The following is a 20,162-nucleotide window of genomic DNA, read 5'->3' as shown; positions in this document are numbered from 1 at the left end:
CTTGGGTTTCCTCCGCACCTCCAGAACCGCCCTCCATCGTTCGGCGGTGATCGACATCGGGTCGAACTCGGTACGTATCGTCGTGTACGAAGGCCCGCCACGCGCCCCCGCGGTGATCTTCAACGAGAAGGTCGCGGCAGGGCTCGGGCGCGGCCTGTCGATCGACGGCCGCATCGCGCCCGAAGATGCCGAGCGCGGCCTCGTCGCGCTGCGCCGCTATGCGCTGCTCGCGAAGCATATGGACGTCAAGGATCTGCAATGCGTCGCAACCGCCGCGGTGCGCGACGCGGAAAACGGCCCCGCCTTCATCGCCGCTGCCGCCGAGGCAGGGCTCGATATCCGGCTGTTGTCGGGCGAGGAGGAGGCCGAGGCGGCAGGCTATGGCGTGCTGTCGGCGATCCCCGACGCGCGCGGGATCGCGGTCGATCTCGGCGGCGGCAGCCTCGAACTCGCCGAGGTCGCCGACGGCAAGGTCGGACGCCGCGCCTCCTTCCCGCTCGGAGTGCTGCGTCTCCCCGCGCTTCGCAAGGACGGCGAGCAGGCGTTCGAGCGCGCGATCCGCAAAATGCTGAAAACGGCGGGGTGGCCGAACGGCGGCCTGTCGGGCCTGCCGCTTTACCTTGTCGGCGGCTCGTGGCGCGCGCTGTCGCGCCTCGACCTCGAAATCACCAAGGACCCGCTGGCGGTTCTCGACCAGCACACCTTCCCGCGCACCGCGCTCCGCCGCCTGCTCCGCGCCACGAAACGCCTGAGCTTCGAGGAGTTGCGGGCGATCCCCGGCATGGCGTCGAACCGCGCCGCAGCGTTGCCCGATGCAGCGGCGCTGCTCGCCGCGCTCGTCAACATCCTCGACGTGCCCGAGATGACGGTGTCGTCGTCGGGGCTTCGCGAAGGGCTGCTCTATCAGGCGCTCGACGCCGAGACTCGCGCGCAGGACCCGCTGATCGTCGCTGCCGAGTTCGAGGGGCGGCGCCTCGCGCGCTTCGCGCCGCACGGCCGGGCGATCGCCGACTGGATCGCGCCGCTGTTCGCGGGCGAGGCGCAGGCCGACAGCCGCGTCCGCCTCGCGGCGAGCTTGCTCAGCGACGTAGCCTGGTCGGCGAATCCCGATTTCCGCGCCGAACGCGGCACCGAGATCGGGCTGCATGGCAACTGGCGCAGCATCGACATCCCGGGGCGCATCCTGCTGGCGCGCGCGCTTTATGCGGGCTTCGGCGGCGCCGATGCCGACTTCCCGGCGATGGGCGCTCTCGTGAACGAGGAGCGGCTGGCACGCGCGCGGCAATGGGGACTGGCGATCCGCCTCGCGCAGCGCCTGACCGGCGGTGTCGAGGCTCCGCTGCGAGCGAGCGGGATTGCGCTGATCGACGGCAGGCTCCGGCTCTGCCTCGATGCCGGCTGGCATCACCTCGCAGGGGAATCGGTCGAGCGGCGGCTGCGCATTCTCGCACAGGCGCTCGACGCCAAGCCAGAGCTCGTTCTGCTTTAAACCTCGCTCGCCGCCGCGGCGTCGATCTCGCTCATCACCAGCTTGCCGTTCTTGACCGCGAAGCCCATCCGGCCTTCGACCAGATCGAGCGCGGCGTGGCCGAAGACGTCGTAACGCCAGCCGCGCATCATCGGAATATCGTCGTTGCGGCCTCCGGCGGCCAGCGCTTCAAGATCGTCGCTCCGCGCGATCAGCCGCGCGGCGACATTGAGTTCGCGCGCGCGGATCTTGAGGAGCAGCTTCAGAAGGTCGGCGACCAGCGTGCCCTCCTTGCCGAGCCCCGGCCCGCGCGGCGCGCGATCGGGCATGTCGTCCTTCGCGAGCGGCTGGGCGTTCGCCAGCGCGTCCATCAGGCGGCCGCCGATGTCGTTCGACTTCCACGTCGCCGACAGGCCGCGGACGCCGCCGAGCCCTTCCTGCTGCTTCGGCGGATGCGCGGCGAGGTCGGCGAGCGTTTCGTCCTTGACGATGCGTCCGCGCGGCAGGTTCTTGTTGCGCGCCTCGCGTTCGCGCCACGCGGCAAGCGCTTTCAGCCGGCCGAGCACGTCGGGCTTGCGCGATGGCGCCTTGATCCGCTGCCACGCCTTGTCGGGGTCGAGGTTGTAGTTCGATGGATCGGCAAGCTTTTCCATCTCCTCGTCGAGCCAATGGCCGCGGCCGGTCTTGACCAGCTTCTTCAACATCATCGGGAAAATCTTCGCGAGATGCGTCACATCGCCGATCGCATAATCGATCTGGCGCTTGTCGAGCGGACGGCGGCTCCAGTCGGTGAAGCGCGCGCCCTTGTCGAGCTGCAGCCCGATCCACGCCTCGACGAGGTTCGAATAGCCGACCTGTTCGGCTTGCCCGAGCGCCATCTGGCCGATCTGGGTGTCGAAGATCGGGTGCGGCGTCTTGCCGGTCAGGTTGAAGATGATTTCGACGTCCTGGCCGCCGGCATGGAAGACCTTGAGTACGTCCTCGTTGTCCACCAGTAAATCGAGCAGCGGCTTCAAATCCATCCCGGGGGCCATCGGGTCGATCGCCGCGGCATGGTCGCTGTCGGCGACCTGGATCAGGCAGAGTTCGGGCCAGAAGGTATTTTCGCGCATGAATTCGGTATCGACCGCGACGAAATCGCTGGTCTTGATGAGGTCAACAAATTCGACGAGCGCGGCGCTGGTTTCGATAAGCGGGTGGATTTGCATATTCGGCCTATACAGCGACTTTTTCGTGACGGGCAGGAAAATTTACCTCGCATGAATTAGTCCTCAAGAGAGGGATGATTCCGCCCTCCACCCTTGACAAATGGCGCGCCGCATTGCCTTAGGCGCGGCCATATCGGCGCGTTTTCGATGCGCGCCTCTCCGGACATTTGAAAGACGAGACCATGCACGCCTATCGCACCCATAATTGCGGCCAGCTTCGCGCCGAGGATGTCGGCCAGACTGTCCGCGTCTCGGGCTGGGTGCACCGCAAGCGCGACCATGGCGGGCTGCTCTTCGTCGATCTGCGCGACCATTATGGCCTCACCCAGATCGTCGCCGACAGCAGCGACCCGGCCTTCGCGACCCTCGACGGCCTGCGCGCCGAAAGCGTCGTGACGATCACCGGCGACGTCGTCGCGCGCTCGGCCGAGACCGTGAACGCGAACCTGCCGACGGGCGCGATCGAGGTGCGCGCGCGCGATGTCTCGGTCCAGTCGGTCGCCGCCGAACTGCCGATGCCGGTCGCAGGCGATCAGGAATATCCCGAGGATATTCGCCTGAAATACCGCTTCCTCGACCTGCGCCGCGACCGCCTGCACAAGAATATCCTGCTGCGCTCGAACGTCATTGCGAGCCTGCGCCGCCGCATGGTCGATCAGGGCTTCACCGAATATCAGACCCCGATCCTGACCGCCTCGTCGCCCGAGGGCGCGCGCGACTATCTGGTGCCGAGCCGCGTTCATCCCGGCAAATTCTATGCGCTGCCGCAGGCGCCGCAGATGTTCAAGCAGCTGCTGATGGTCGCGGGCTTCGACCGCTATTTCCAGATCGCGCCCTGTTTCCGCGACGAGGATGCGCGCGCTGACCGCTCGCCCGGCGAATTCTACCAGCTCGACTTCGAGATGAGCTTCGTCACACAGGACGATGTGTTCAATGCGATCGAGCCCGTGCTCGCGGGCGTGTTCGAGGAGTATGCGAACGGCAAGTCGGTGACCCCGGCTGGCAGCTTTCCGCGCATCCCGTACCGCGAATCGATGCTGAAATACGGCAACGACAAGCCCGACCTCCGCAATCCGCTGATCATCACCGACGTTTCGTCGCACTTCACCGGCTCGGGCTTCGGCCGCTTCGCCGACATCGTCGCCGCGGGCGACGTCGTGCGCGCGATCCCGGCGCCGGGAACCGCCGAGAAGAGCCGCAAATTCTTCGACGACATGAACAGCTGGGCGCAGGGCGAAGGCTTTGCGGGCCTCGGCTATGCGACGCGCAAGGGCGGCGAATGGGGCGGACCGATCGCCAAGAACCATGGGCCGGAGAAGATGGATGCGCTCGCCGCCGAGCTCGGCATCGGTCCCGACGACGGGCTGTTCTTCGCCGCGGGCAAGGAAGCGACGGCCGCGAAGCTCGCGGGTTTCGCGCGCACCCGCGTCGCCGAACAGCTCGACCTGATCGATCCGAACAAGTTCGAGATGTGCTGGATCGTCGATTTTCCGATGTTCGAGGCCGACGAGGACACCGGCAAGATCGACTTCAGCCACAACCCCTTCTCGATGCCGCAAGGCGAACTCGAAGCACTCGAGACGAAGGACCCGCTCGACATCCTCGCCTGGCAGTACGACATCGTCTGCAACGGCGTCGAACTGTCGTCGGGCGCGATCCGGAACCATCGCCCCGACATCATGTACAAGGCTTTTGAAATCGCGGGCTATTCGCAGGCCGACGTGGACAGCAATTTCGCCGGCATGATCAACGCCTTCAAGTTCGGCGCGCCGCCGCACGGCGGCTCGGCGCCGGGGGTCGATCGCATCGTGATGCTGCTCGCCGACGAACCGAACATCCGCGAGGTCGTCGTCTTCCCGATGAACCAGAAGGCCGAGGATCTGATGATGGGCGCCCCGGCGCCGGTCAGCGACAAGCAGCTCAAGGAACTGCACATCCGCCTTATGGACGGCCCGAAGGGCTGAGGCCTCGTCGTTGAAGGCGATCCCATCCTTCGTCATTGCGAGCGGAGCGAAGCAATCCAGAGCGTGCGTAAACCGCCCTGGATTGCTTCGCTCCGCTCGCAATGACGAGCCTGTGGGAGGGGAGCCGTGACGGAACCACGCGAACACCGGCTCAAGGCGCCGGACGGCGATATCTGCTGGTTCGAATGGGGCGAGCCGGGCGAGCGGGCTTCGGTCCTGCTGCTCCACGCCACCGGCTTTCATGCCCGCCTCTGGGATCGCGTCGTCGCGGCGCTGCCGGCCGGGACGCATGTCGTCGCGCCCGATCACCGCGGACATGGCCGCAGCTTCCGGCCGGCGTCGCTGAGCGACTGGACCGGCAATGCGAAGGCGTTGCTGCCGCTGATCGACCGTTTCGCGGGGCGGCCGTTCGTGGGGTGCGGGCACAGCATGGGCGGCTATGTCCTGACCCGGCTCGCCGTCGAGCGGCCCGGCGCCTTTCGCCACCTGATCCTTATCGACCCAGTGATCATGGACCCCGCCCTTTATGACGGGCAAGCGGCGCTGCCGGTGCCCGATCCCGCCGAGCATCCGGTCGCGCGGCGGCGGAACCAATGGGCGGGCGCCGGCGAGATGCGGGCTCGCTTTGCCGATCGCGTGCCCTACAGCCGTTGGGACCCGGCGATCCTCGACGATTATTGCACCTATGGCCTGCTGCCCTCCGCTGCGGGCGAGGGGTATGAACTCGCCTGTCCGCCGGCGCTCGAAGCGTCGATGTACCAGAATGCGCTGCGCACCGATCCGCACGCCTGGCTCGGCGGTTTGGCCGCCCCGGTCACGCTGATCCGCGCGCCGCAGGGCGCGCGCGGCGATGCGATGGATTTCTCGCAAAGCCCGACCTGGACCGGCCTAGGTCTCGCGCTGGGTGCGGTCCGCGACGAACTATGGGCCGAGCATAGCCATTTCATTCCCATGGAAGCGCCTGCGCGCGTTGCGGACCTGATCACCGGCACGCTCTGACCCCATTGTGCCGTAACCGGACACATCGCCCGCTTGGTCGGGCGCCCGCGCATCGCTAGGGTGGCGTCATGACCATCCAGCTTTCCGACCATGAGACCGGCGCCAAATATGACGGCGACTATGGCAAGGACATCGCCGCGCTCGAAGACCGGCTCGAACGCTTGCAGGCGGCGCACATCACCCATGGCGCGCGCAGCGTCATCATGCTCGAAGGCTGGGACGCGGCGGGGAAGGGCGGCATCATTCAGCGGCTGACCGCGTCGCTCGATCCACGCTATTTCGAGGTATGGCCGATCGCGGCGCCGACCGAGGAAGAGAAGTCGCGCCATTTCCTCTGGCGCTTCTGGAAGCGGCTGCCCGGCAATCGCGAAATCTCGATCTTCGACCGCAGCTGGTACGGCCGCGTCCTCGTCGAGCGGGTCGAGGGCTATGCGACCGAGGCCGAATGGCGCAAGGGCTATGACGAGATCAACGAGTTCGAGGCGCAGCTGACCGGCAGTCGCACCAACCTGGTCAAGCTGTTCGTCCACATCACCCAGAAGGAACAGGACGAGCGCTTCGCCGACCGGCTGAACGACCCGTGGAAGCGCTGGAAGACCGGCGCCGACGATTATCGCAACCGCTCGAAGCGCAAGGCCTATCTCGCCGCGATGGAAGAGATGTTCCAGCAGACCGACACGCGCTGGGCGCCGTGGAAGGCGATCGACGGCAACAACAAGAAGGCGGCGCGCATCGCGGCCTTGACGCATATCGTCGAGGTGCTGGAGGCGGCGGTGCCGATGACGCCGCCGGACCTCGACCCGGCGGTCGTCAAGCTGGCGCAGAAAGCGTTCGGCTATTCGCCGAAGGATTGAGCGCTTAACGCCACAAAAGCCCCGCATGGGCGCTTCGGATTTGTGTCCTTTGTGGCTTTAGCGGGGGGGCGGCTTCGGGGCTTAAGGCGACAAAAGATACCGATCGGCGCGTCGGAACTGTCTCTTTTGTCGCTTTAGTTCTCAGAGAAATCCAAGAATCCTTCCCCCTTGATGGGGGAAGGATATGGAGCCTTATCGCGGAGCGATCAGGCGGAGTTGGATGGGAGTGAAGGAGCGTCCTCGCGCTGTCGTTTCAGGCCGAGACCGCACCCCCTCCGCTGCGACTAGGCGGCCACAGCCGCCAAGTCTCGCTACCTCCCCATAAAGGGGGAGGGTGGGACAGGGAACGAACGATTGCAAAGAGCCGAAGCGCGAGGCTGGCACGGCGAAATAATGTAGGAAAGGGCTTTTTGCGCCCTTTTTCGCGCGGCGGCGCCTAGCCAATGCGCGCCCCGCTCGCTACATGGGGACGATGAGCCGCGCCAAGAGATCCGACGACTGGGGGTTTCCCCGCTGGCGCCCCTATGGCTCGTCGCGCGAGACGCAGAAGGTGCGGCTGTGCGACCGTCACGGTTGCACCAATCCCGGCAACTGCCCCGCACCCAAGTCGCCGAACAGCCCCGAACGCTGGTATTTCTGCGAAGCGCACGCCGCCGAATATAATCGCGGCTGGGACTATTTCGCGGGCCTCAGCGCCGAAGATGCCGCGGCGCGCGCTGCCGAAGAGGCGCTGGGCGCGCGCAGCTATGCCCGCGCGCAGCATTATGCGTGGGGCGGATCGGGCGACGGCAGCCGCAGCGCCGACGAGATGCGTGCGCTCGAACTGCTGGGGCTCGACCCCGATGCGGATTTCGACGCGATGAAAAAGGCGTGGCGCGCCTATGCGAAGGAATGCCACCCCGATGTGAAGCCGGACGACGCCGAGGCCGCGAAGCGCTTCGCGGCGGGGCAGGCGGCATTTGAGGTGCTCAAGCAGGCCGAAGAGCGCAAGAGCTGGAAGCCGGCTTGACGGCGGTTTGCGACCGGGAGTTGCCGCACTCTCTCCCTTCGTCATTCCCGCGAAAGCGGGAACCCAGGGATGGGTAAGCGGACGGACGCTCTGGGTCCCCGCTTTCGCGGGGATGACGAAGTAAAGAAAGGGCAGCGTCCGCTTCCCACCCCAAAGCGGACCTTATTTATAAACGCACCCATCCAGCCCGTCGCGCCCCACAACCCCGATCCGTGCGCGGATCGAATTGCCGTAGCGGCGGGTGAATCCTGAAGGGCTGATCGCCTCGCGCTTTTTGGGGAGCGGCAGGATGGCGGCGATGCGCGCGGCTTCCTGCGGGGTCAGCTTGCTCGCGCCATGCTTGAAATAGCGCTGCGCGCCCGCCTCGACGCCGTAAGTGCCGAGGCCGGTCTCGGCGACGTTGAGGTAGACCTCCATGATCCGCCGCTTCCCCCAGATTTTCTCGATCAGGAAGGTGAACCACACCTCGGGCACCTTGCGGAGGTAGCGGGTCCAGCCGCTGCCCTGCCACAGGAAGACATTCTTCGCGGTCTGCTGGCTGATCGTCGATCCGCCGCGGATGCGCTTGCCCTTGGCGTTGCGCTCGATCGCCTGTTCGATCGCGTCGCGGTCGAAGCCGTCGTGGCTGCAATATTTGCCGTCCTCGGCGGCGATTGCGGCGCGGACCATGTTGCGGTCGATGTTCGCCAGGCTCGTCCAGTCCTTGGTGATGCCGTTGCCGTCGGTCAGCATCGTGATCGTTACCGGCGGCGGCACGACCGCGTAGAGCAGGACCCACAGGACCGAGAAGAGGATGAAGCCAAAGACGACTTTGGCCCCGGTGCCAAACAACCGTCCCATCGTGAATTTCGTGCGCCCGCTTTTCCTCGCCATGAAAGCGGCCTAGTCGAGAGGCGTTCAAAGGGAAAGATGGCAAAGGGACAGATGGAAAAGGGACAGATGGAAAAGGCCTCGATGATCCGGAAGCTCGCGGTGCTTGGCGCCTTGATCGTCGTCACGCCCGCCTTTGCGTCGGAAGGGCGCGATCTGTGCCCCGACCGTCCGGGGCTCGGCACGCCTGCCTGCACCGTCGAGCCGGGGAAGCCGGTTTTCGAGCTTGGGCTCGGCGACTGGACGCGCGAAAGCGATGGTCCGCAGCGCACCGACACGATTCTCGCAGGCGAGGCGCTTGTCCGCGTCGGCCTGACCTCGTCGCTGGAGGCGCAGCTGGGCTGGACCGCGATCGGCCATGTCCGCGAACGCGACGCGGGACTCGGCACCGTGGACAAGCGGACGCGCAGCGGCGACGTGACGCTCGCGCTGCGGCAGAATCTGCGCAATCCCGACGGGTCGGGCTTTTCGATCGCCGCGATGCCTTATGCGACCCTGCCGACCGGCGGGAATGGCGTCGGCGCGGGGGATTGGGGAGCAGGGTTTCTGGTGCCGGTCGGGATCGAGGCGGGGCCGGTGTCGATCGGCCTGACTCCACATATCGACGCGGCGGTCGATGGCGACGGCAAGGGCCGGCATCTGGCCTATGGCAGCGTCGTGGGGCTCGGTTTCAGCCTGTCCGAGGCGGTTTCGGTATCGACCGAAGTGTCGGTCACCCGCGACCGCGATCCGGCCGGGCATAGCAGTGAATGGCTCGCCGGGGTGTCGGCGGGGTGGCAGCCGGACGGCGACAGCCAGTGGGACATGGGCGTGAATATCGGGCTCAATCGCGACAGCCCCGATCTGCAACTCTATGCGGGATATGTGCGGCGCTTCTGACCGTAGGCGGAATAGAAAAACCGCGCGTCCCCGCGAAGGCGGGGACCCATCTCCTGCCGGCTCAAAATGGCACCGGTCGGAGATGGGCTCCCGCCTTCGCGGGAGCGCGGCGTCCTTATCTAAAAGGAACGCGTTCCAAATTTCATCTCAATCGACGACGACCGTGCCCGTCATCCCCATCGTCGAATGCATGAAGTGCGAGCAATGCGCCTTGTAGGTGCCGGCGCGCGGGGTCAGCGTCACGTCGCTGCTCTCGCCCTTGCCGAGCGAGACGCGGCCTTGCTTCCCGCCGACGCGGGCGCGGTTCGCGGTGTCCATCGTCGCGGCGGCGAAGAATTCCGGCGCGGTGAAATCATGCCCGCCCGACCCCGTATTGACGAAATGAATCGTCACCGGCTGACCGGCGTGGAGGTGCAGGTCGGCGGGAGTGAAGCTGAAATTCGCGAGCGTCACCGTCACTTGTCCCTGGGTTTCGGCGGCGGTGACGGGAACCGAGAGGACAAGCGCGGCAAGGGTGAGAGGCAGGATACGCATGGCATGTCTCCTCCGCCGGAAAGACCCGGCGCTATGGCCCCCGCGAATCGCTGCCTCAGGCGTTGATCAGACGGCGGTCGCCCGCGAGCTTGAGCATCGCCTTTTGCAGCTTCTCGAACGCGCGTACCTCGATCTGCCGCACGCGCTCGCGGCTGACGTCGTAAACCTGGCTCAGATCCTCGAGCGTCTTCGGATCGTCGGTCAGGCGGCGTTCGGTCAGGATATGGCGTTCGCGCTCATTGAGGGTCGCGAGCGCTTCGCTCAGCAGCGCGTGCCGCACGTCGCGTTCCTCGGCCTCGGCCACGCGCTCGTCCTGCAGCGGGCCCTCGTCGCCGAGCAGATCCTGCCACTGGCTGTCGCCATCCTCGCCCATCGGGACGTTGAGCGACGTGTCGCCGCCCATCGCCATGCGGCGGTTCATGCTGACGACTTCCTCCTCGGTGACGCCGAGGTCGGTCGCGATCTTCTTGAGGTTTTCGGGGCTGAGGTCGCCATCCTCGAACGCGTCGAGATTATTCTTCATCCGGCGGAGGTTGAAGAACAGCTTCTTCTGCGCCGCGGTGGTGCCCATCTTCACGAGGCTCCACGAGCGAAGGATGAATTCCTGGATCGAGGCGCGAATCCACCACATCGCATAGGTGGCGAGGCGGAAGCCGCGTTCGGGGTCGAACTTCTTCACGCCCTGCATCAGGCCGATATTGCCCTCGCTGATCAGCTCGCTGACCGGCAGGCCATAGCCGCGATAGCCCATCGCGATCTTCGCGACGAGGCGGAGGTGGCTGGTGACGAGCTGCGCCGCGGCTTCATTGTCGCCATGCTCCTGAAAGCGCTTCGCGAGCATATATTCCTGCTCGGGCGTCAGCAGCGGAAATTTGCGGATCTCGGCCAGATAGCGGTTCAGGCTCGCCTCACCGCCGAGCGCGGGCACCACTGCCGGAACATTGCTTTTGTTAGCCATAGCGTCTTCCCTAATTCTTCAGAGGAGAGAGTGCCGCGGTTGCATCCGGCGGTCGAGATAGATTTTCATTCGAAACTTAAACGCGCAGTTCATCGAGCAGTTCCCGCATATCCTGCGGGAGTTCGCTGTCGAGCGCGACCCGGTTACCCGTCACCGGATGAATAAAACCCAAATGGGCCGCGTGCAACGCCTGACGCGCAAAATTACGCGCTTTTAATAAGTCCGAGAGCGGCTTTTTGACCCGGCCATAGACCGGGTCGCCGACCAGCGGATGACCGATATGCGCCATATGGACGCGGACCTGATGCGTGCGGCCGGTCTCCAGCCGGCATTCGACCAGAGTCGCGCCCTTGAGCGGCTCGATCGTCCGGTAATGGGTGATCGCGTGCTTGCCGCGGCCTTCGGCAACGACTGCCATCTTCTTGCGGTTGGTGCTCGACCGGCCGAGCGCGGCGTTGACGGTGCCGTTCGCGGGCATCGGGCGCCCGGTTGCGAGCGCGAGATAGCGGCGGTCGATGCTGTGTGCCGCGAACTGTTTTGCGAGACCCTCATGAGCCTTGTCGTGTTTGGCGGCGACGATCAGCCCGCTGGTGTCCTTGTCGATGCGGTGGACGATGCCCGGCCGCGCGACCCCGCCGATCCCCGACAATTGCCCCGCGCAATGGTGGAGCAAAGCGTTGACCATCGTCCCGTCGAGATTGCCCGCGGCGGGATGGACGACCATCCCCGCGGGCTTGTCGACGACGATCAGATGCTCGTCCTCAAAAGCGATGACGAGGCCCATATCCTGCGCGGCATTATGCGCCGGGGCAGGAGCGGGCAGGCGGAGCGCGAGTGTCGCGGGCGCCGCGGCCTTCGCCGATGGGTCCCACAGAATGGTTCCGCCCGCATCGGCGACGCGGCCTCCCTTGATCAGCGTCTTTAATCGTTCGCGCGAAAGGTCGGGAAGCGCCTCGGCCAGCGCCCGGTCGAGCCGCAGCCCGGCCGCGCTGTCCAGCAGCGTCACGGTAAGTATCTCGTCGTCCCCCAACATTGGTCGCGATATGGGTTCGGGGCGCCGAAATTCAAGGGGACCGGGCGCATCGCGCTTGCCCTCAACCCCGCGCCTGGCTTAGGGAGCAGGCGCGAGCCGGAAAGGTCCGGTCTGCGGGGAGTGCATCCAATCATGTCCGACGATCGCGTCGATTTCGCGTCCATGCTGGCCTCGCGGCTGTGCCACGATCTGCTGAGCCCCGTCGGCGCCTTCGCCAACGGCCTCGAACTGCTCGCCGACGAAAAAGACCCGGAGATGCGCGCGCGTTGCATCGAACTGCTCGAACAGAGCGCGCGGACCTCGGCGAACAAGCTCAAATTCTTCCGCCTTGCCTTCGGGTCGGCGGGCGGGTTCGGCGAACTGGTTCCGGCCGACGAGGCCAAATCGGCGATCACCGGGATCATCGGCGACCGTGCGATCGACCTCAACTGGATGATCGGCCCCGATCCGCTGCCCAAGCCCGCGGTCAAGATCATCCTCAACCTGTCGCTGCTCCTCGTCGATGCGCTGGTGCGCGGCGGGCGGCTCGATATCGGCTGCGAAAATCAGGGTGGGGGCATCGAAATCGCGCTGCATGTCGAGGCCGAGCGCATCTTCCTAGACGCCGATGTCGAACGCATCCTCGCGGAGGGGGAGGGCGCCACCGCGATGACCTCGCGCACCGCGCCCGCGGTGCTGGTGCAGGCGGTGGCGAAGCAGAATGGCGGCACGGTCATGCTCGCGCGCGAAACGCCGACCTCGCTGCTGGTGGGAGCGGTTTTGAAGGGGCGCTGATCGAGTCCGGTTTCGTCCTCGACACCCTGCAAGCAAACCCTCCATTAACCATTGTCGGCCATGGTGGCGCCTCGAATTTTTGGGGCGCTTCGACACCGTTATGGACGATCTGCTGAACGATTTTCTTGCCGAGACGGCGGAAATCCTTGCCGAGGCCGGCGGGGCACTCGTCGCGTGGGAGGCTGACCCTGCCGACCGCGCACAGCTCGACGCGATCTTCCGTTCCGTTCATACGATCAAGGGCAGCTCGGGCTTCCTCTCGCTGCCGCGCGTGACCGCGCTGTCGCACGCGGCCGAGGATGCGCTCGATCAGGTGCGCCGCGGCCATCGCGCCGCCGATGCGGCGCTGGTCACCGGAGTGCTCGGGATCGTCGACCGATTGTCCACGCTTTGCAAAGCGCTCGGCAAGGAGGGCGCCGAGCCGGCGGGCGATGATTCCGATGTCATCGCCGCGCTTGCGGCCCAGGGCGCGCCCGTCGAGGATCGGCGCGGGATCGGTGAAATCCAGCTTCGCCGCGACGATGATTTCGTGACCGACCTGCAGGGCTGGCGCTCGATCCGCGTGCCGCTGCCGCTGCTCGACAGCGTGATGACGGGGGTCACCGACATCGTCCTCGCGCGCAACGAATTCGCGCGGATGCTGCGCGAATCGGGCGCCGATCCGTCGCTGATCGCGTCGTTCGACCGGCTGTCGGATTCGATCGCCGGGATGCGCCAGTCGGTCAGCCACATGCGGATGCAGCGGATCGACAAATTGTTCGCGCCGCTGCCGCGCATCGTCCGCGATCTGGCGCAGGACCTCGGCAAGAAGGTGCGTTTCGCCACCAGCGGCGGCGAAGTCGAGCTCGACCGCGAGATGATGGAGAATATCCGCGATCCGCTGATCCACATCGTCCGCAACGCGATCGACCACGGCATCGAGCCGCTCGACGCCCGCGTCACCGCCGGCAAGGACATCACCGCGACGATCCGCGTCTCGGCGCGCCAGTCGGGCAACCAGATCGAGATCGAGGTGAGCGACGACGGGCGCGGCCTGTCGCCCGACGCGCTCGTCCAGAAGGCGATCGCGGCGCGCATGTTTTCGGCCGCCGACGCGCGCGCGCTGGCCCCGCGCGAAAAGCTCGACCTGATCTTCCGCCCCGGATTCTCGACCGCTGCCCGGATCACCGCCATCTCGGGCCGCGGCGTCGGGATGGATATCGTCAAGGCGAATGTCGAAAAGATCGGCGGCGTCGTCGAACTCCGCAACGATGAGGGCCGGGGGCTCGCGGTCGTGCTGCGCGTGCCCATGACGCTGACGATCATCTCGGGCCTGATGGTCCGCGCCGCCGGGCAATATTTCGCGATCCCGCGCGGTTCGGTGCGCGAAATCCTGCTCGAAACCAGCGACAGCGTCCGCATCGAACAGGTCGGCGGCGGTGAACTCGTCACCGTGCGCGGCGAACAGTTCCCGCTGCTCCGCCTCGAAACCATTCTCGGCCGCGCGCGCGACGAGCGCGACGATGCCGACGACCGCGCGCTCGTTCTGGTCCGTCCGGGGCAGGGACAGAGCTATGCGCTCAGCGTCGCGGCGATCCACGATCATGAGGAGCTGGTGATCAAGCCCGCCGCGCCGATGATCATGGCGACCGGGCTTTATGCCGGCACCACGCTGCCCGACAACGGCCGGCCGGTGCTGCTGCTCGACGTCCAGGGCATCCTTGCCGCCGCCGCGATCGACGCATCGGAGGCGGGACGCCAGATGGACCGGGCGGTCGAGGCCGAAGCCGCTGCTGCTGCCGAACGGGGCGCCGCGCAGCTCCTGCTCTTCCGCGACACGGACGGCCGCACGCGCGGTGTCCGCCTGTCGGTCATCGAGCGGGTCGAGGAGGTTCCCGCGCTCGCGCTGTTCGAGAGCGCGGGACAGGTGCAGGTGCAGATCGGCGACGGCATCTTCCCGGTCCACGCCGCCCGCCTGCCCGAGGAGCATGGCGCGCAGAAGTTGCTTCGCCTGCACGACGGACAGATGGTGCTTTGCTATCCGATCGAGTCGGTAATCGACATCATCCGCCTGCCCGAACTGGTCCAGCCCGCCATGGCGCCGGGGCTGATCGCGGGAATCGTCATCGTCGGTGGCGAGCCCGTCGAACTGATCGATCCGTTCTGGCTGATGGAACAATATGCGCGGGCGGCCGTGGCGCCGGCCGAGCAGGCACCGCTGTGCCGCATCGCCGACGACGCGGATGGCTGGGGTGCCAATTTCCTTGCGCCGATCCTGCTGAGCGCCGGCTATCGCATCGCGCCGGAGGCCGATGAGGCCGCCGACGTGCTGCTCTGCCTGTCTGCCGATGGCGCCGCCGCTGCGAGCGACAGGTCGGTGCCGACCATCCGTTTGCGAAACTCGGTCGCTGCATCGGGGCCGGAGGACGAAACCATCTATCGCTACGATCGGGGCGCGCTGCTCGAGGCGCTGCGGCGAAGCGTCGGGGGAAGACGCCCATGATGGACAAGCTCTATCTCGTCGCACGCATCGCCGACACCCGCGTCGCGCTGCGCAGCCGCTCGATCCATTCGGTCGTGACCGTCGGCACGCCGGTCGAGGTGCCCGGCGCGCCGCCGCATGTCGCGGGGCTGTTCGCGCTGCGCAGCCGCGTCTTCACGCTGATCGATCCGCATGTCGTCGTCGGTTTGTCGCCGGTCGCTGTCGCGCCGGGACAGCGCGTCGTCGTCGTCGATGTCGCCGACCATGGCTATGCCCTGCTCGCCGACGCGGTCGAGGATGTCTGCTTCATCGATGCGCCCGAAACGCGCGTCACCGGCAAGCTGCTTCCCGGCTGGGCGCGGGTCGCCGAAGCGATGATCGAGCACGAAGGCCAATCTTTGCTCGTCGTCGATCCGTCGCATTTTATCACGCTGCCCACGCTTAAGGCCGCGTGATGGCGGCCGTATTAACAACCTGCACACCCCTTCGCCCTAGCATGGCGGCAACCCCGGGGGTCGGAGGCATCAATGTCTAAATCTTGTCTGGTCGTCGACGACAGTAAAGTGATTCGCAAGGTCGCGCGTCATATTCTTGAAAGTATGTCCTTTTCTGTAGAAGAGGCCGCCGATGGACAGGAGGCGCTGACCTTTTGCCGTGCCAACCGCCCCGACGTGATCCTGCTCGACTGGAACATGCCGGTAATGAGCGGAATGGAATTTCTCGGAGCGTTCAACGACCTCGACTATGGGCGCGAGGACCGGCCGCGCGTCGTCTTCTGCACCACCGAGAACAGCATCGACCATATTCGCGCCGCGATCGAAGCGGGCGCCGACGAATATGTGATGAAACCGTTCGACCGCGAAACGCTCGAAGGAAAGCTGCAGCTCGTCGGCGTGGCCTGAGATACGGCCGATGGCGCGCTCCGCCCTTCTCCCTTCCGATCCCGCCGGGGTCGATCTGCCCACGGGGCGCAGCGTCCGCGTGATGCTCGTCGACGACAGCCTGGTGGTCCGCAGCATCCTCGAACGCATCGTCGATCAGACCGCGGGCCTGATGGTCTGCGCGTCGGTCGCCTCGGCGCATGACGCGCTGGCGGTTCTCGCGCGCGAGCCGGTCGATGTCGTCGTGCTCGATATCGAGATGCCGGGGATGAACGGCATCGACGCGCTGCCGCATATTTTGGAGCGCGCCGCGAATGCGCGGGTGCTGATCCTCTCGTCGAACTGCGTCGAGGGCGGGCCGGCGGCGATCGAGGCGCTTGCGCTCGGCGCCAGCGACACGCTTGCGAAGCCGGGGCGCGGTAGTTTTTCGGGCCGCTTTGCCGAGGTGCTGACCGACCGCATCCTGTCGCTCGGCCAGCGCGAGGCGGTGCCGGCGGCGGCGCGTGTCGCCTTTCGCCCGCCCGCGCCGCCGGCGCCGGTTGCGATCGACGCCGGACAGCGGCTCGAATGCATCGCGGTCGCGGCATCGACCGGCGGCATCCCGGCTTTCGCGACCTTCCTTGCGAACCTCGACCCCCGCATTTCGGCGCCGATCCTGCTGACCCAGCATCTGCCCGACGCCTTCATGGAATTTTATGCGCGGCAGATCGCGACGATGACCCGGCGCAAGGTCTGCGTCGCCGAAGCCGGGATGAGGGTCGAGCCGGACCATATCTACCTCGCCCCCGGCGATGCGCATCTGATGGTCGTCGCGACCGGCGCGCGGCGCGAGATCGCGCTCGACCGGCGGCCGGTCGACAATGGCTGCTGCCCCTCGGCGGACCCGATGCTGGCGTCGGTCGCCGAAACCTATGGTGCCGGCGGGGTCGCGGTGGTGCTGAGCGGTATGGGCCGCGACGGCGCGCAGGGCGCCGAGCGGCTCAAGGCGGCGGGGGGCACGATCTTCGCACAGGCGCCCGAAAGCTGCGTCATCTGGGGGATGCCGGGTGCGGTCGCCAAGGCGGGGCTCGCCGCCGCGACGCTCAACCCCGACGCGATCGCGCTGATGCTCGGCAGCTATCTGCCCGGACGCCGTTCGTCATGATGGGCGCGAGCGCCAGCGAGTCGGCCTATCGCGTCCTGATGGGCGTGCTCGAATCGCGGACCGGGCAGACGCTGTCGCCGAACCGCATCTGGCGGATCGAAATGTCGCTGAAGCCGGTGATGCAGCACCACGGCATCGCCGATCTCGACGCGCTGGTCGCGGCGCTCGTCACCTCCAACAGCCGCCAGCTGCTCGACGATACGGTCGATGCGATGCTCAATAACGAGACATTTTTCTATCGCGAACATAGCGTCTTCGATGACATAGCGAAGACCGCGCTTGAATATCTGCACCGGATCAATCTGCGTCAGCGCCGGCTGACGATCTGGCATTGCGGGGTATCGACCGGGCAGGAAGCCTATTCGATGGCGATGCTGCTCGCCGAGCAGGACAGCAAATGGGCGGGGTGGCAGATCAATATCGTCGGCACCGATGTCAGCTATCATGCGATCGGCCGCGCGCGCGTCGGCCTCTACAGCCAGTTCGAGATTCAGCGCGGGCTGCCCGTTCAGCGCATGGTGCGCTGGTTCGACCAGACCGAAGCGGGATGGCTCGCCAAGGCCGATTTGCGCCGCCGCGTCGATTTCTCGGTCCAGAATATGCTGACCGACCGGCCGCCGCTCGCCGCGCCCGCCGACCTGATCTTCTGCCGCAACCTGCTGCTCTATTTTTCGCTGCCGATGCGGCAGAAGGCGTTCGCGCGGCTGCGCGCGATGGCGGCGGCGCAGAGCTTCCTCGTCCTCGGCGCGGGCGAAACGGTGCTGGGACAGACCGACCAGTTCGTCGCGAGCCCGCGGCTGCGCGGGCTGTACGAGCCCGCCGACCAGCAGGTACGGCGCCCCGATCCGCCGCGCTCGATCGCGGCCTGAGCTTGCAATTTGTCCGCCGCTGGCGCAGGGGAAGGACCGGGCAGGGACAGGACGGACCGCAGGACGCATGAGCGATTTTATCGAACGCTGGTCTCCCAATTTCGACGAGCGCGCGCTGCCCATTTCGATGATCGTGCTCCATTATACCGGTATGAAGACTGGCGCCGAAGCCATTGATCGGCTTGCCGATCCCGAGGCAAAAGTATCGGCGCACTATGTCGTCAGCGAGGACGGCCAGATCACGCTGATGGTGGCCGAGGACAAGCGCGCCTGGCACGCCGGCAAGTCGCACTGGCGCGGGGTCAGCGACATCAATTCGGCAAGCGTCGGGATCGAGATCGTCAATCCGGGGCACGAATGGGGCTATGTGCCCTTTCCCGACCCACAGGTCGCCTCGGTCGTCCGTCTCGTCCACCAGATCAAGGATCGCTATGCGATCACGCGCGGCAATGTTGTCGGCCATTCGGACATCGCGCCGACGCGCAAGCAGGACCCGGGCGAGCTGTTTCCATGGGAGGAACTGGCCCGCCGCCGCCTCGCGCTGCCGCGCCCGACCAAGAAGCTGACCGACCCCTTGTGGACCGATGCGGGGTTCCTGCTCGCGCTCGAGCGCTTCGGTTATGACGTGACCGACGGTTTCGCGGCGACGGTCGCGTTTCAGCGGCGGTTCCGGCCCGAACTGATCGACGGCACGATCGACGGCGAATGCCGCGCGATCCTGCTCGCGCTGCTGCTCCCGCAGCCCGAGGGCAATTGACTCGTCAAACCCGGTCGAAAGGCCTATAATGACCGCAGCCAGAGGGTCGGGCGATCGCCGCCGCGCAAGCGGGGGAGGAAAGTCCGGGCTCCACGGAAACCACGGTGCCGGATAACGTCCGGCGGCCTCCGCAAGGGGGTCAGGGAAAGTGCCACAGAGAACAGACCGCCAAAGGCTTCGGCCCGGCGAAAGGTGAAAGGGTGCGGTAAGAGCGCACCGCGCGGACGGCAACGGACGCGGCACGGCAAACCCCACCGGGAGCAAGGTCGAATAGGGATGGCAAGAGGAAACTCAGGGCTGGTTCCGGCCCCGCCGTCCGGGTTGACTGCTTGAGCGTCCGGGCAACCGGCCGCCTAGAGGAATGATCGCCCATCCCCCGTCAAAAGGGGTGGACAGAACCCGGCTTACAGACCCTCTGGCTTACTCTCCCATTCGGCAGCGCGGGAACCCCGCAGGCAAGGCCCGCGTTTCATGCGGACGGAAAGGGAGACGAGCCATGCAAGTCGTCGATGATCATGTCGAGGTGACCGAGACCGAAGCCAGCAGCGGGGTGAAGGGGCAGGGCGTCCGCTATGTCCTCGCGATTTCGCTCGCCGCGGTGATTGTCGTGCTGTCCGCGATCTGGATCGTGCCGGTGCTGCTCAGCAAATAGACGTCGCCGTCATTTGCCCTTCATCGCCATGCCGAGCGCCTCTTCGATGTCCGGCGTGTCCTCCATATAATAGGTTCGGACCGGCCGCCTGAACCGCTTGACGGCGGATTTGTCGTAATTGGCGTTTTCGCCATGGCCGACGAGCTTCATCTTCGTCGCGACGACATCGCCGGTCAGCAGATTCCAGCTCATCCCGGCGCCGTCGTGGGCATAGGTTCGGCTGTAGAGCGTTGCGTCGAGGCCGATCAGCTTCATCTTTCCCTTCTCGCCGCGATAGCGATAGGTGATCGCGGTGGCGGTGGTGCCGCCGGTCAGGTCCTTCACGACCAGCACGCCCTTGCTCACCGTCATCTCGGCGGGGCCGAGCGGAAAGGGGTCGAGTTCGACGCTGCCCGCGGGGTCGTGCGACAGGTCATATTCGCCGCGCGCCGCGAAGCTGACGTGGAGCGAGCGGCTGTCCTCGCCGCGGACGATCCACGCGGTATCGACATCGCCGTCGCCGTTCATGTCGCCATCGACGCGGCTTTCGATCTCCTCGCCGTCCTTGAGGTCGGCGCGGATTTCAGCATCGGACATCGGGGGAATTTGCGGGCGCTGCATCGCCTGCGCGGTCCCCGAAGCCAACAGCAACATTGCCAAAGTCGTCATTCGCATAGGAACCTCCGCGCTGGATCGACGCCCGTTTAGGCAATAGGGATGCCATGGTTTGTGACGTGGCTCACAGCAGAAATTGCGCTTTCCTACCGTCGCTCGCAATGACGATCGGCAAGTTTGGGGCGGAGGGAAGGCGAATGAGGGGTGGAAACCGGCTGGGCGCGCTCGTTGCGATCCTTTTTGTTTTCTGTGTT

Annotated in this window: 20 protein-coding genes and 1 other RNA gene; 15 read left to right on the top strand and 6 right to left on the bottom strand. The window is 66.1% G+C overall.

What is annotated here, in order from left to right; genetic code table 11:
• Position 1: 1 nt before the first annotated feature.
• The gene (locus ACE3SL_RS04005) at positions 2-1,489 is read left to right on the top strand and encodes a Ppx/GppA family phosphatase (protein ID WP_374524465.1); all 1,488 of its coding nucleotides are present in this window, start codon (positions 2-4) and stop codon (positions 1,487-1,489) included.
• Here the strand turns inward: ACE3SL_RS04005 and rnd are convergent.
• Positions 1,486-2,676, bottom strand: a complete 1,191-nt coding sequence (gene rnd, locus ACE3SL_RS04000) for a ribonuclease D (RefSeq protein WP_374524464.1) — start codon at positions 2,674-2,676, stop codon at positions 1,486-1,488. The genes ACE3SL_RS04005 and rnd overlap by 4 nt on opposite strands.
• A 182-nt stretch (positions 2,677-2,858) precedes the next feature.
• On the opposite strand from rnd, the gene aspS reads away from it, so the two are divergent.
• The 4 genes from aspS to ACE3SL_RS03980 all read left to right on the top strand — a co-directional run bounded on the left by aspS (position 2,859) and on the right by ACE3SL_RS03980 (position 7,502).
• Positions 2,859-4,640 (top strand): aspartate--tRNA ligase, encoded by a 1,782-nt coding sequence (gene aspS, locus ACE3SL_RS03995; RefSeq protein WP_374524480.1) that lies wholly within the window; start codon positions 2,859-2,861, stop codon positions 4,638-4,640.
• A gap of 126 nt (positions 4,641-4,766) precedes the next feature.
• Positions 4,767-5,639 (top strand): alpha/beta fold hydrolase, encoded by an 873-nt coding sequence (locus tag ACE3SL_RS03990; protein WP_374524463.1) that lies wholly within the window; start codon positions 4,767-4,769, stop codon positions 5,637-5,639.
• Positions 5,640-5,707: 68 nt separating this feature from the next.
• Positions 5,708-6,493: a polyphosphate kinase 2 family protein gene (locus tag ACE3SL_RS03985; protein WP_374524462.1), complete on the top strand. Its 786-nt coding sequence runs from the start codon at positions 5,708-5,710 to the stop codon at positions 6,491-6,493.
• Positions 6,494-6,965: 472 nt separating this feature from the next.
• A complete protein-coding gene (locus ACE3SL_RS03980; protein ID WP_374524461.1) occupies positions 6,966-7,502 on the top strand; it encodes a J domain-containing protein in 537 nt (178 codons plus the stop codon).
• Positions 7,503-7,664: 162 nt separating this feature from the next.
• On the opposite strand, the gene mtgA is transcribed toward ACE3SL_RS03980, so the two are convergent.
• Positions 7,665-8,342, bottom strand: coding sequence for a monofunctional biosynthetic peptidoglycan transglycosylase (gene mtgA, locus ACE3SL_RS03975; RefSeq protein WP_374524479.1), 678 nt, complete (start codon positions 8,340-8,342; stop codon positions 7,665-7,667).
• Positions 8,343-8,411: 69 nt separating this feature from the next.
• On the opposite strand from mtgA, the gene ACE3SL_RS03970 reads away from it, so the two are divergent.
• Positions 8,412-9,251, top strand: coding sequence for a transporter (locus ACE3SL_RS03970; RefSeq protein WP_374524460.1), 840 nt, complete (start codon positions 8,412-8,414; stop codon positions 9,249-9,251).
• Between the two features lie 147 nt (positions 9,252-9,398).
• Here the strand turns inward: ACE3SL_RS03970 and ACE3SL_RS03965 are convergent, their stop codons facing one another.
• From ACE3SL_RS03965 to ACE3SL_RS03955, 3 genes are all read right to left on the bottom strand, one after another.
• Positions 9,399-9,785, bottom strand: coding sequence for a cupredoxin domain-containing protein (locus ACE3SL_RS03965; RefSeq protein ID WP_374524459.1), 387 nt, complete (start codon positions 9,783-9,785; stop codon positions 9,399-9,401).
• 55 nt (positions 9,786-9,840) lie between these two features.
• A complete protein-coding gene (gene rpoH / locus ACE3SL_RS03960; RefSeq protein ID WP_374524458.1) occupies positions 9,841-10,743 on the bottom strand; it encodes an RNA polymerase sigma factor RpoH in 903 nt (300 codons plus the stop codon).
• Between the two features lie 76 nt (positions 10,744-10,819).
• The gene (locus tag ACE3SL_RS03955; protein WP_374524457.1) at positions 10,820-11,776 is read right to left on the bottom strand and encodes an RluA family pseudouridine synthase; all 957 of its coding nucleotides are present in this window, start codon (positions 11,774-11,776) and stop codon (positions 10,820-10,822) included.
• Positions 11,777-11,908: 132 nt separating this feature from the next.
• Here ACE3SL_RS03955 and ACE3SL_RS03950 point away from each other — a divergent pair, with 132 nt between their 5' ends.
• The 9 genes from ACE3SL_RS03950 to ACE3SL_RS03910 all read left to right on the top strand — a co-directional run bounded on the left by ACE3SL_RS03950 (position 11,909) and on the right by ACE3SL_RS03910 (position 19,314).
• Positions 11,909-12,550 carry a histidine phosphotransferase family protein gene (locus ACE3SL_RS03950; protein WP_374524456.1) on the top strand — a complete coding sequence of 214 codons (642 nt, stop codon included), beginning with the start codon at positions 11,909-11,911 and terminating at the stop codon, positions 12,548-12,550.
• A gap of 100 nt (positions 12,551-12,650) precedes the next feature.
• Entirely contained in the window at positions 12,651-15,032 is a 2,382-nt protein-coding gene (locus tag ACE3SL_RS03945) for a chemotaxis protein CheA (protein WP_374524455.1), read from the top strand.
• Positions 15,029-15,466, top strand: a complete 438-nt coding sequence (locus ACE3SL_RS03940) for a chemotaxis protein CheW (RefSeq protein ID WP_374524454.1) — start codon at positions 15,029-15,031, stop codon at positions 15,464-15,466. Before ACE3SL_RS03945 ends, ACE3SL_RS03940 begins: the two co-directional genes overlap by 4 nt.
• Positions 15,467-15,538: 72 nt before the next feature.
• Positions 15,539-15,913 carry a response regulator gene (locus ACE3SL_RS03935; RefSeq protein WP_329629345.1) on the top strand — a complete coding sequence of 125 codons (375 nt, stop codon included), beginning with the start codon at positions 15,539-15,541 and terminating at the stop codon, positions 15,911-15,913.
• Between the two features lie 10 nt (positions 15,914-15,923).
• Positions 15,924-17,036 (top strand): chemotaxis-specific protein-glutamate methyltransferase CheB, encoded by a 1,113-nt coding sequence (gene cheB, locus ACE3SL_RS03930; protein WP_374524453.1) that lies wholly within the window; start codon positions 15,924-15,926, stop codon positions 17,034-17,036.
• A complete protein-coding gene (locus tag ACE3SL_RS03925) occupies positions 17,033-17,905 on the top strand; it encodes a protein-glutamate O-methyltransferase CheR (protein ID WP_374524452.1) in 873 nt (290 codons plus the stop codon). The genes cheB and ACE3SL_RS03925 overlap by 4 nt, the downstream gene beginning before the upstream one ends.
• 67 nt (positions 17,906-17,972) lie before the next feature.
• Entirely contained in the window at positions 17,973-18,662 is a 690-nt protein-coding gene (locus tag ACE3SL_RS03920) for an N-acetylmuramoyl-L-alanine amidase (RefSeq protein WP_374524451.1), read from the top strand.
• A gap of 38 nt (positions 18,663-18,700) precedes the next feature.
• An RNA gene (rnpB, locus tag ACE3SL_RS03915) (RNase P RNA component class A) lies at positions 18,701-19,085 on the top strand.
• Positions 19,086-19,158: 73 nt separating this feature from the next.
• A complete protein-coding gene (locus tag ACE3SL_RS03910; RefSeq protein WP_374524450.1) occupies positions 19,159-19,314 on the top strand; it encodes a hypothetical protein in 156 nt (51 codons plus the stop codon).
• A gap of 9 nt (positions 19,315-19,323) precedes the next feature.
• Here the strand turns inward: ACE3SL_RS03910 and ACE3SL_RS03905 are convergent, their stop codons facing one another.
• Positions 19,324-19,962, bottom strand: a complete 639-nt coding sequence (locus ACE3SL_RS03905) for a hypothetical protein (RefSeq protein ID WP_374524449.1) — start codon at positions 19,960-19,962, stop codon at positions 19,324-19,326.
• Between the last annotated feature and the right edge of the window lie 200 nt (positions 19,963-20,162).

This window comes from Sphingopyxis sp. (assembly GCF_041916015.1).
Taxonomy (GTDB): Bacteria; Pseudomonadota; Alphaproteobacteria; order Sphingomonadales; family Sphingomonadaceae; genus Sphingopyxis.
This window is presented reverse-complemented; position numbering and strand designations above follow the sequence as displayed.

What these genes read in the sequence shown, in the direction of transcription:
- ACE3SL_RS03955 (WP_374524457.1), bottom strand. Translation starts at nt 11,776, where the DNA reads ATGTTGGGGGACGACGAGATACTTACCGTGACGCTGCTGGACAGCGCG.
- ACE3SL_RS03965 (WP_374524459.1), bottom strand. Translation starts at nt 9,785, where the DNA reads ATGCGTATCCTGCCTCTCACCCTTGCCGCGCTTGTCCTCTCGGTTCCC.
- ACE3SL_RS03925 (WP_374524452.1), top strand. Translation starts at nt 17,033, where the DNA reads ATGATGGGCGCGAGCGCCAGCGAGTCGGCCTATCGCGTCCTGATGGGC.
- ACE3SL_RS03950 (WP_374524456.1), top strand. Translation starts at nt 11,909, where the DNA reads ATGTCCGACGATCGCGTCGATTTCGCGTCCATGCTGGCCTCGCGGCTG.
- ACE3SL_RS03985 (WP_374524462.1), top strand. Translation starts at nt 5,708, where the DNA reads ATGACCATCCAGCTTTCCGACCATGAGACCGGCGCCAAATATGACGGC.
- mtgA (WP_374524479.1), bottom strand. Translation starts at nt 8,342, where the DNA reads ATGGGACGGTTGTTTGGCACCGGGGCCAAAGTCGTCTTTGGCTTCATC.
- cheB (WP_374524453.1), top strand. Translation starts at nt 15,924, where the DNA reads ATGGCGCGCTCCGCCCTTCTCCCTTCCGATCCCGCCGGGGTCGATCTG.
- ACE3SL_RS03940 (WP_374524454.1), top strand. Translation starts at nt 15,029, where the DNA reads ATGATGGACAAGCTCTATCTCGTCGCACGCATCGCCGACACCCGCGTC.
- rnd (WP_374524464.1), bottom strand. Translation starts at nt 2,676, where the DNA reads ATGCAAATCCACCCGCTTATCGAAACCAGCGCCGCGCTCGTCGAATTT.
- ACE3SL_RS03980 (WP_374524461.1), top strand. Translation starts at nt 6,966, where the DNA reads ATGAGCCGCGCCAAGAGATCCGACGACTGGGGGTTTCCCCGCTGGCGC.
- ACE3SL_RS03905 (WP_374524449.1), bottom strand. Translation starts at nt 19,962, where the DNA reads ATGACGACTTTGGCAATGTTGCTGTTGGCTTCGGGGACCGCGCAGGCG.
- ACE3SL_RS03920 (WP_374524451.1), top strand. Translation starts at nt 17,973, where the DNA reads ATGAGCGATTTTATCGAACGCTGGTCTCCCAATTTCGACGAGCGCGCG.
- ACE3SL_RS03910 (WP_374524450.1), top strand. Translation starts at nt 19,159, where the DNA reads ATGCAAGTCGTCGATGATCATGTCGAGGTGACCGAGACCGAAGCCAGC.
- rpoH (WP_374524458.1), bottom strand. Translation starts at nt 10,743, where the DNA reads ATGGCTAACAAAAGCAATGTTCCGGCAGTGGTGCCCGCGCTCGGCGGT.
- ACE3SL_RS03945 (WP_374524455.1), top strand. Translation starts at nt 12,651, where the DNA reads ATGGACGATCTGCTGAACGATTTTCTTGCCGAGACGGCGGAAATCCTT.
- aspS (WP_374524480.1), top strand. Translation starts at nt 2,859, where the DNA reads ATGCACGCCTATCGCACCCATAATTGCGGCCAGCTTCGCGCCGAGGAT.
- ACE3SL_RS03935 (WP_329629345.1), top strand. Translation starts at nt 15,539, where the DNA reads ATGTCTAAATCTTGTCTGGTCGTCGACGACAGTAAAGTGATTCGCAAG.
- ACE3SL_RS03970 (WP_374524460.1), top strand. Translation starts at nt 8,412, where the DNA reads ATGGCAAAGGGACAGATGGAAAAGGGACAGATGGAAAAGGCCTCGATG.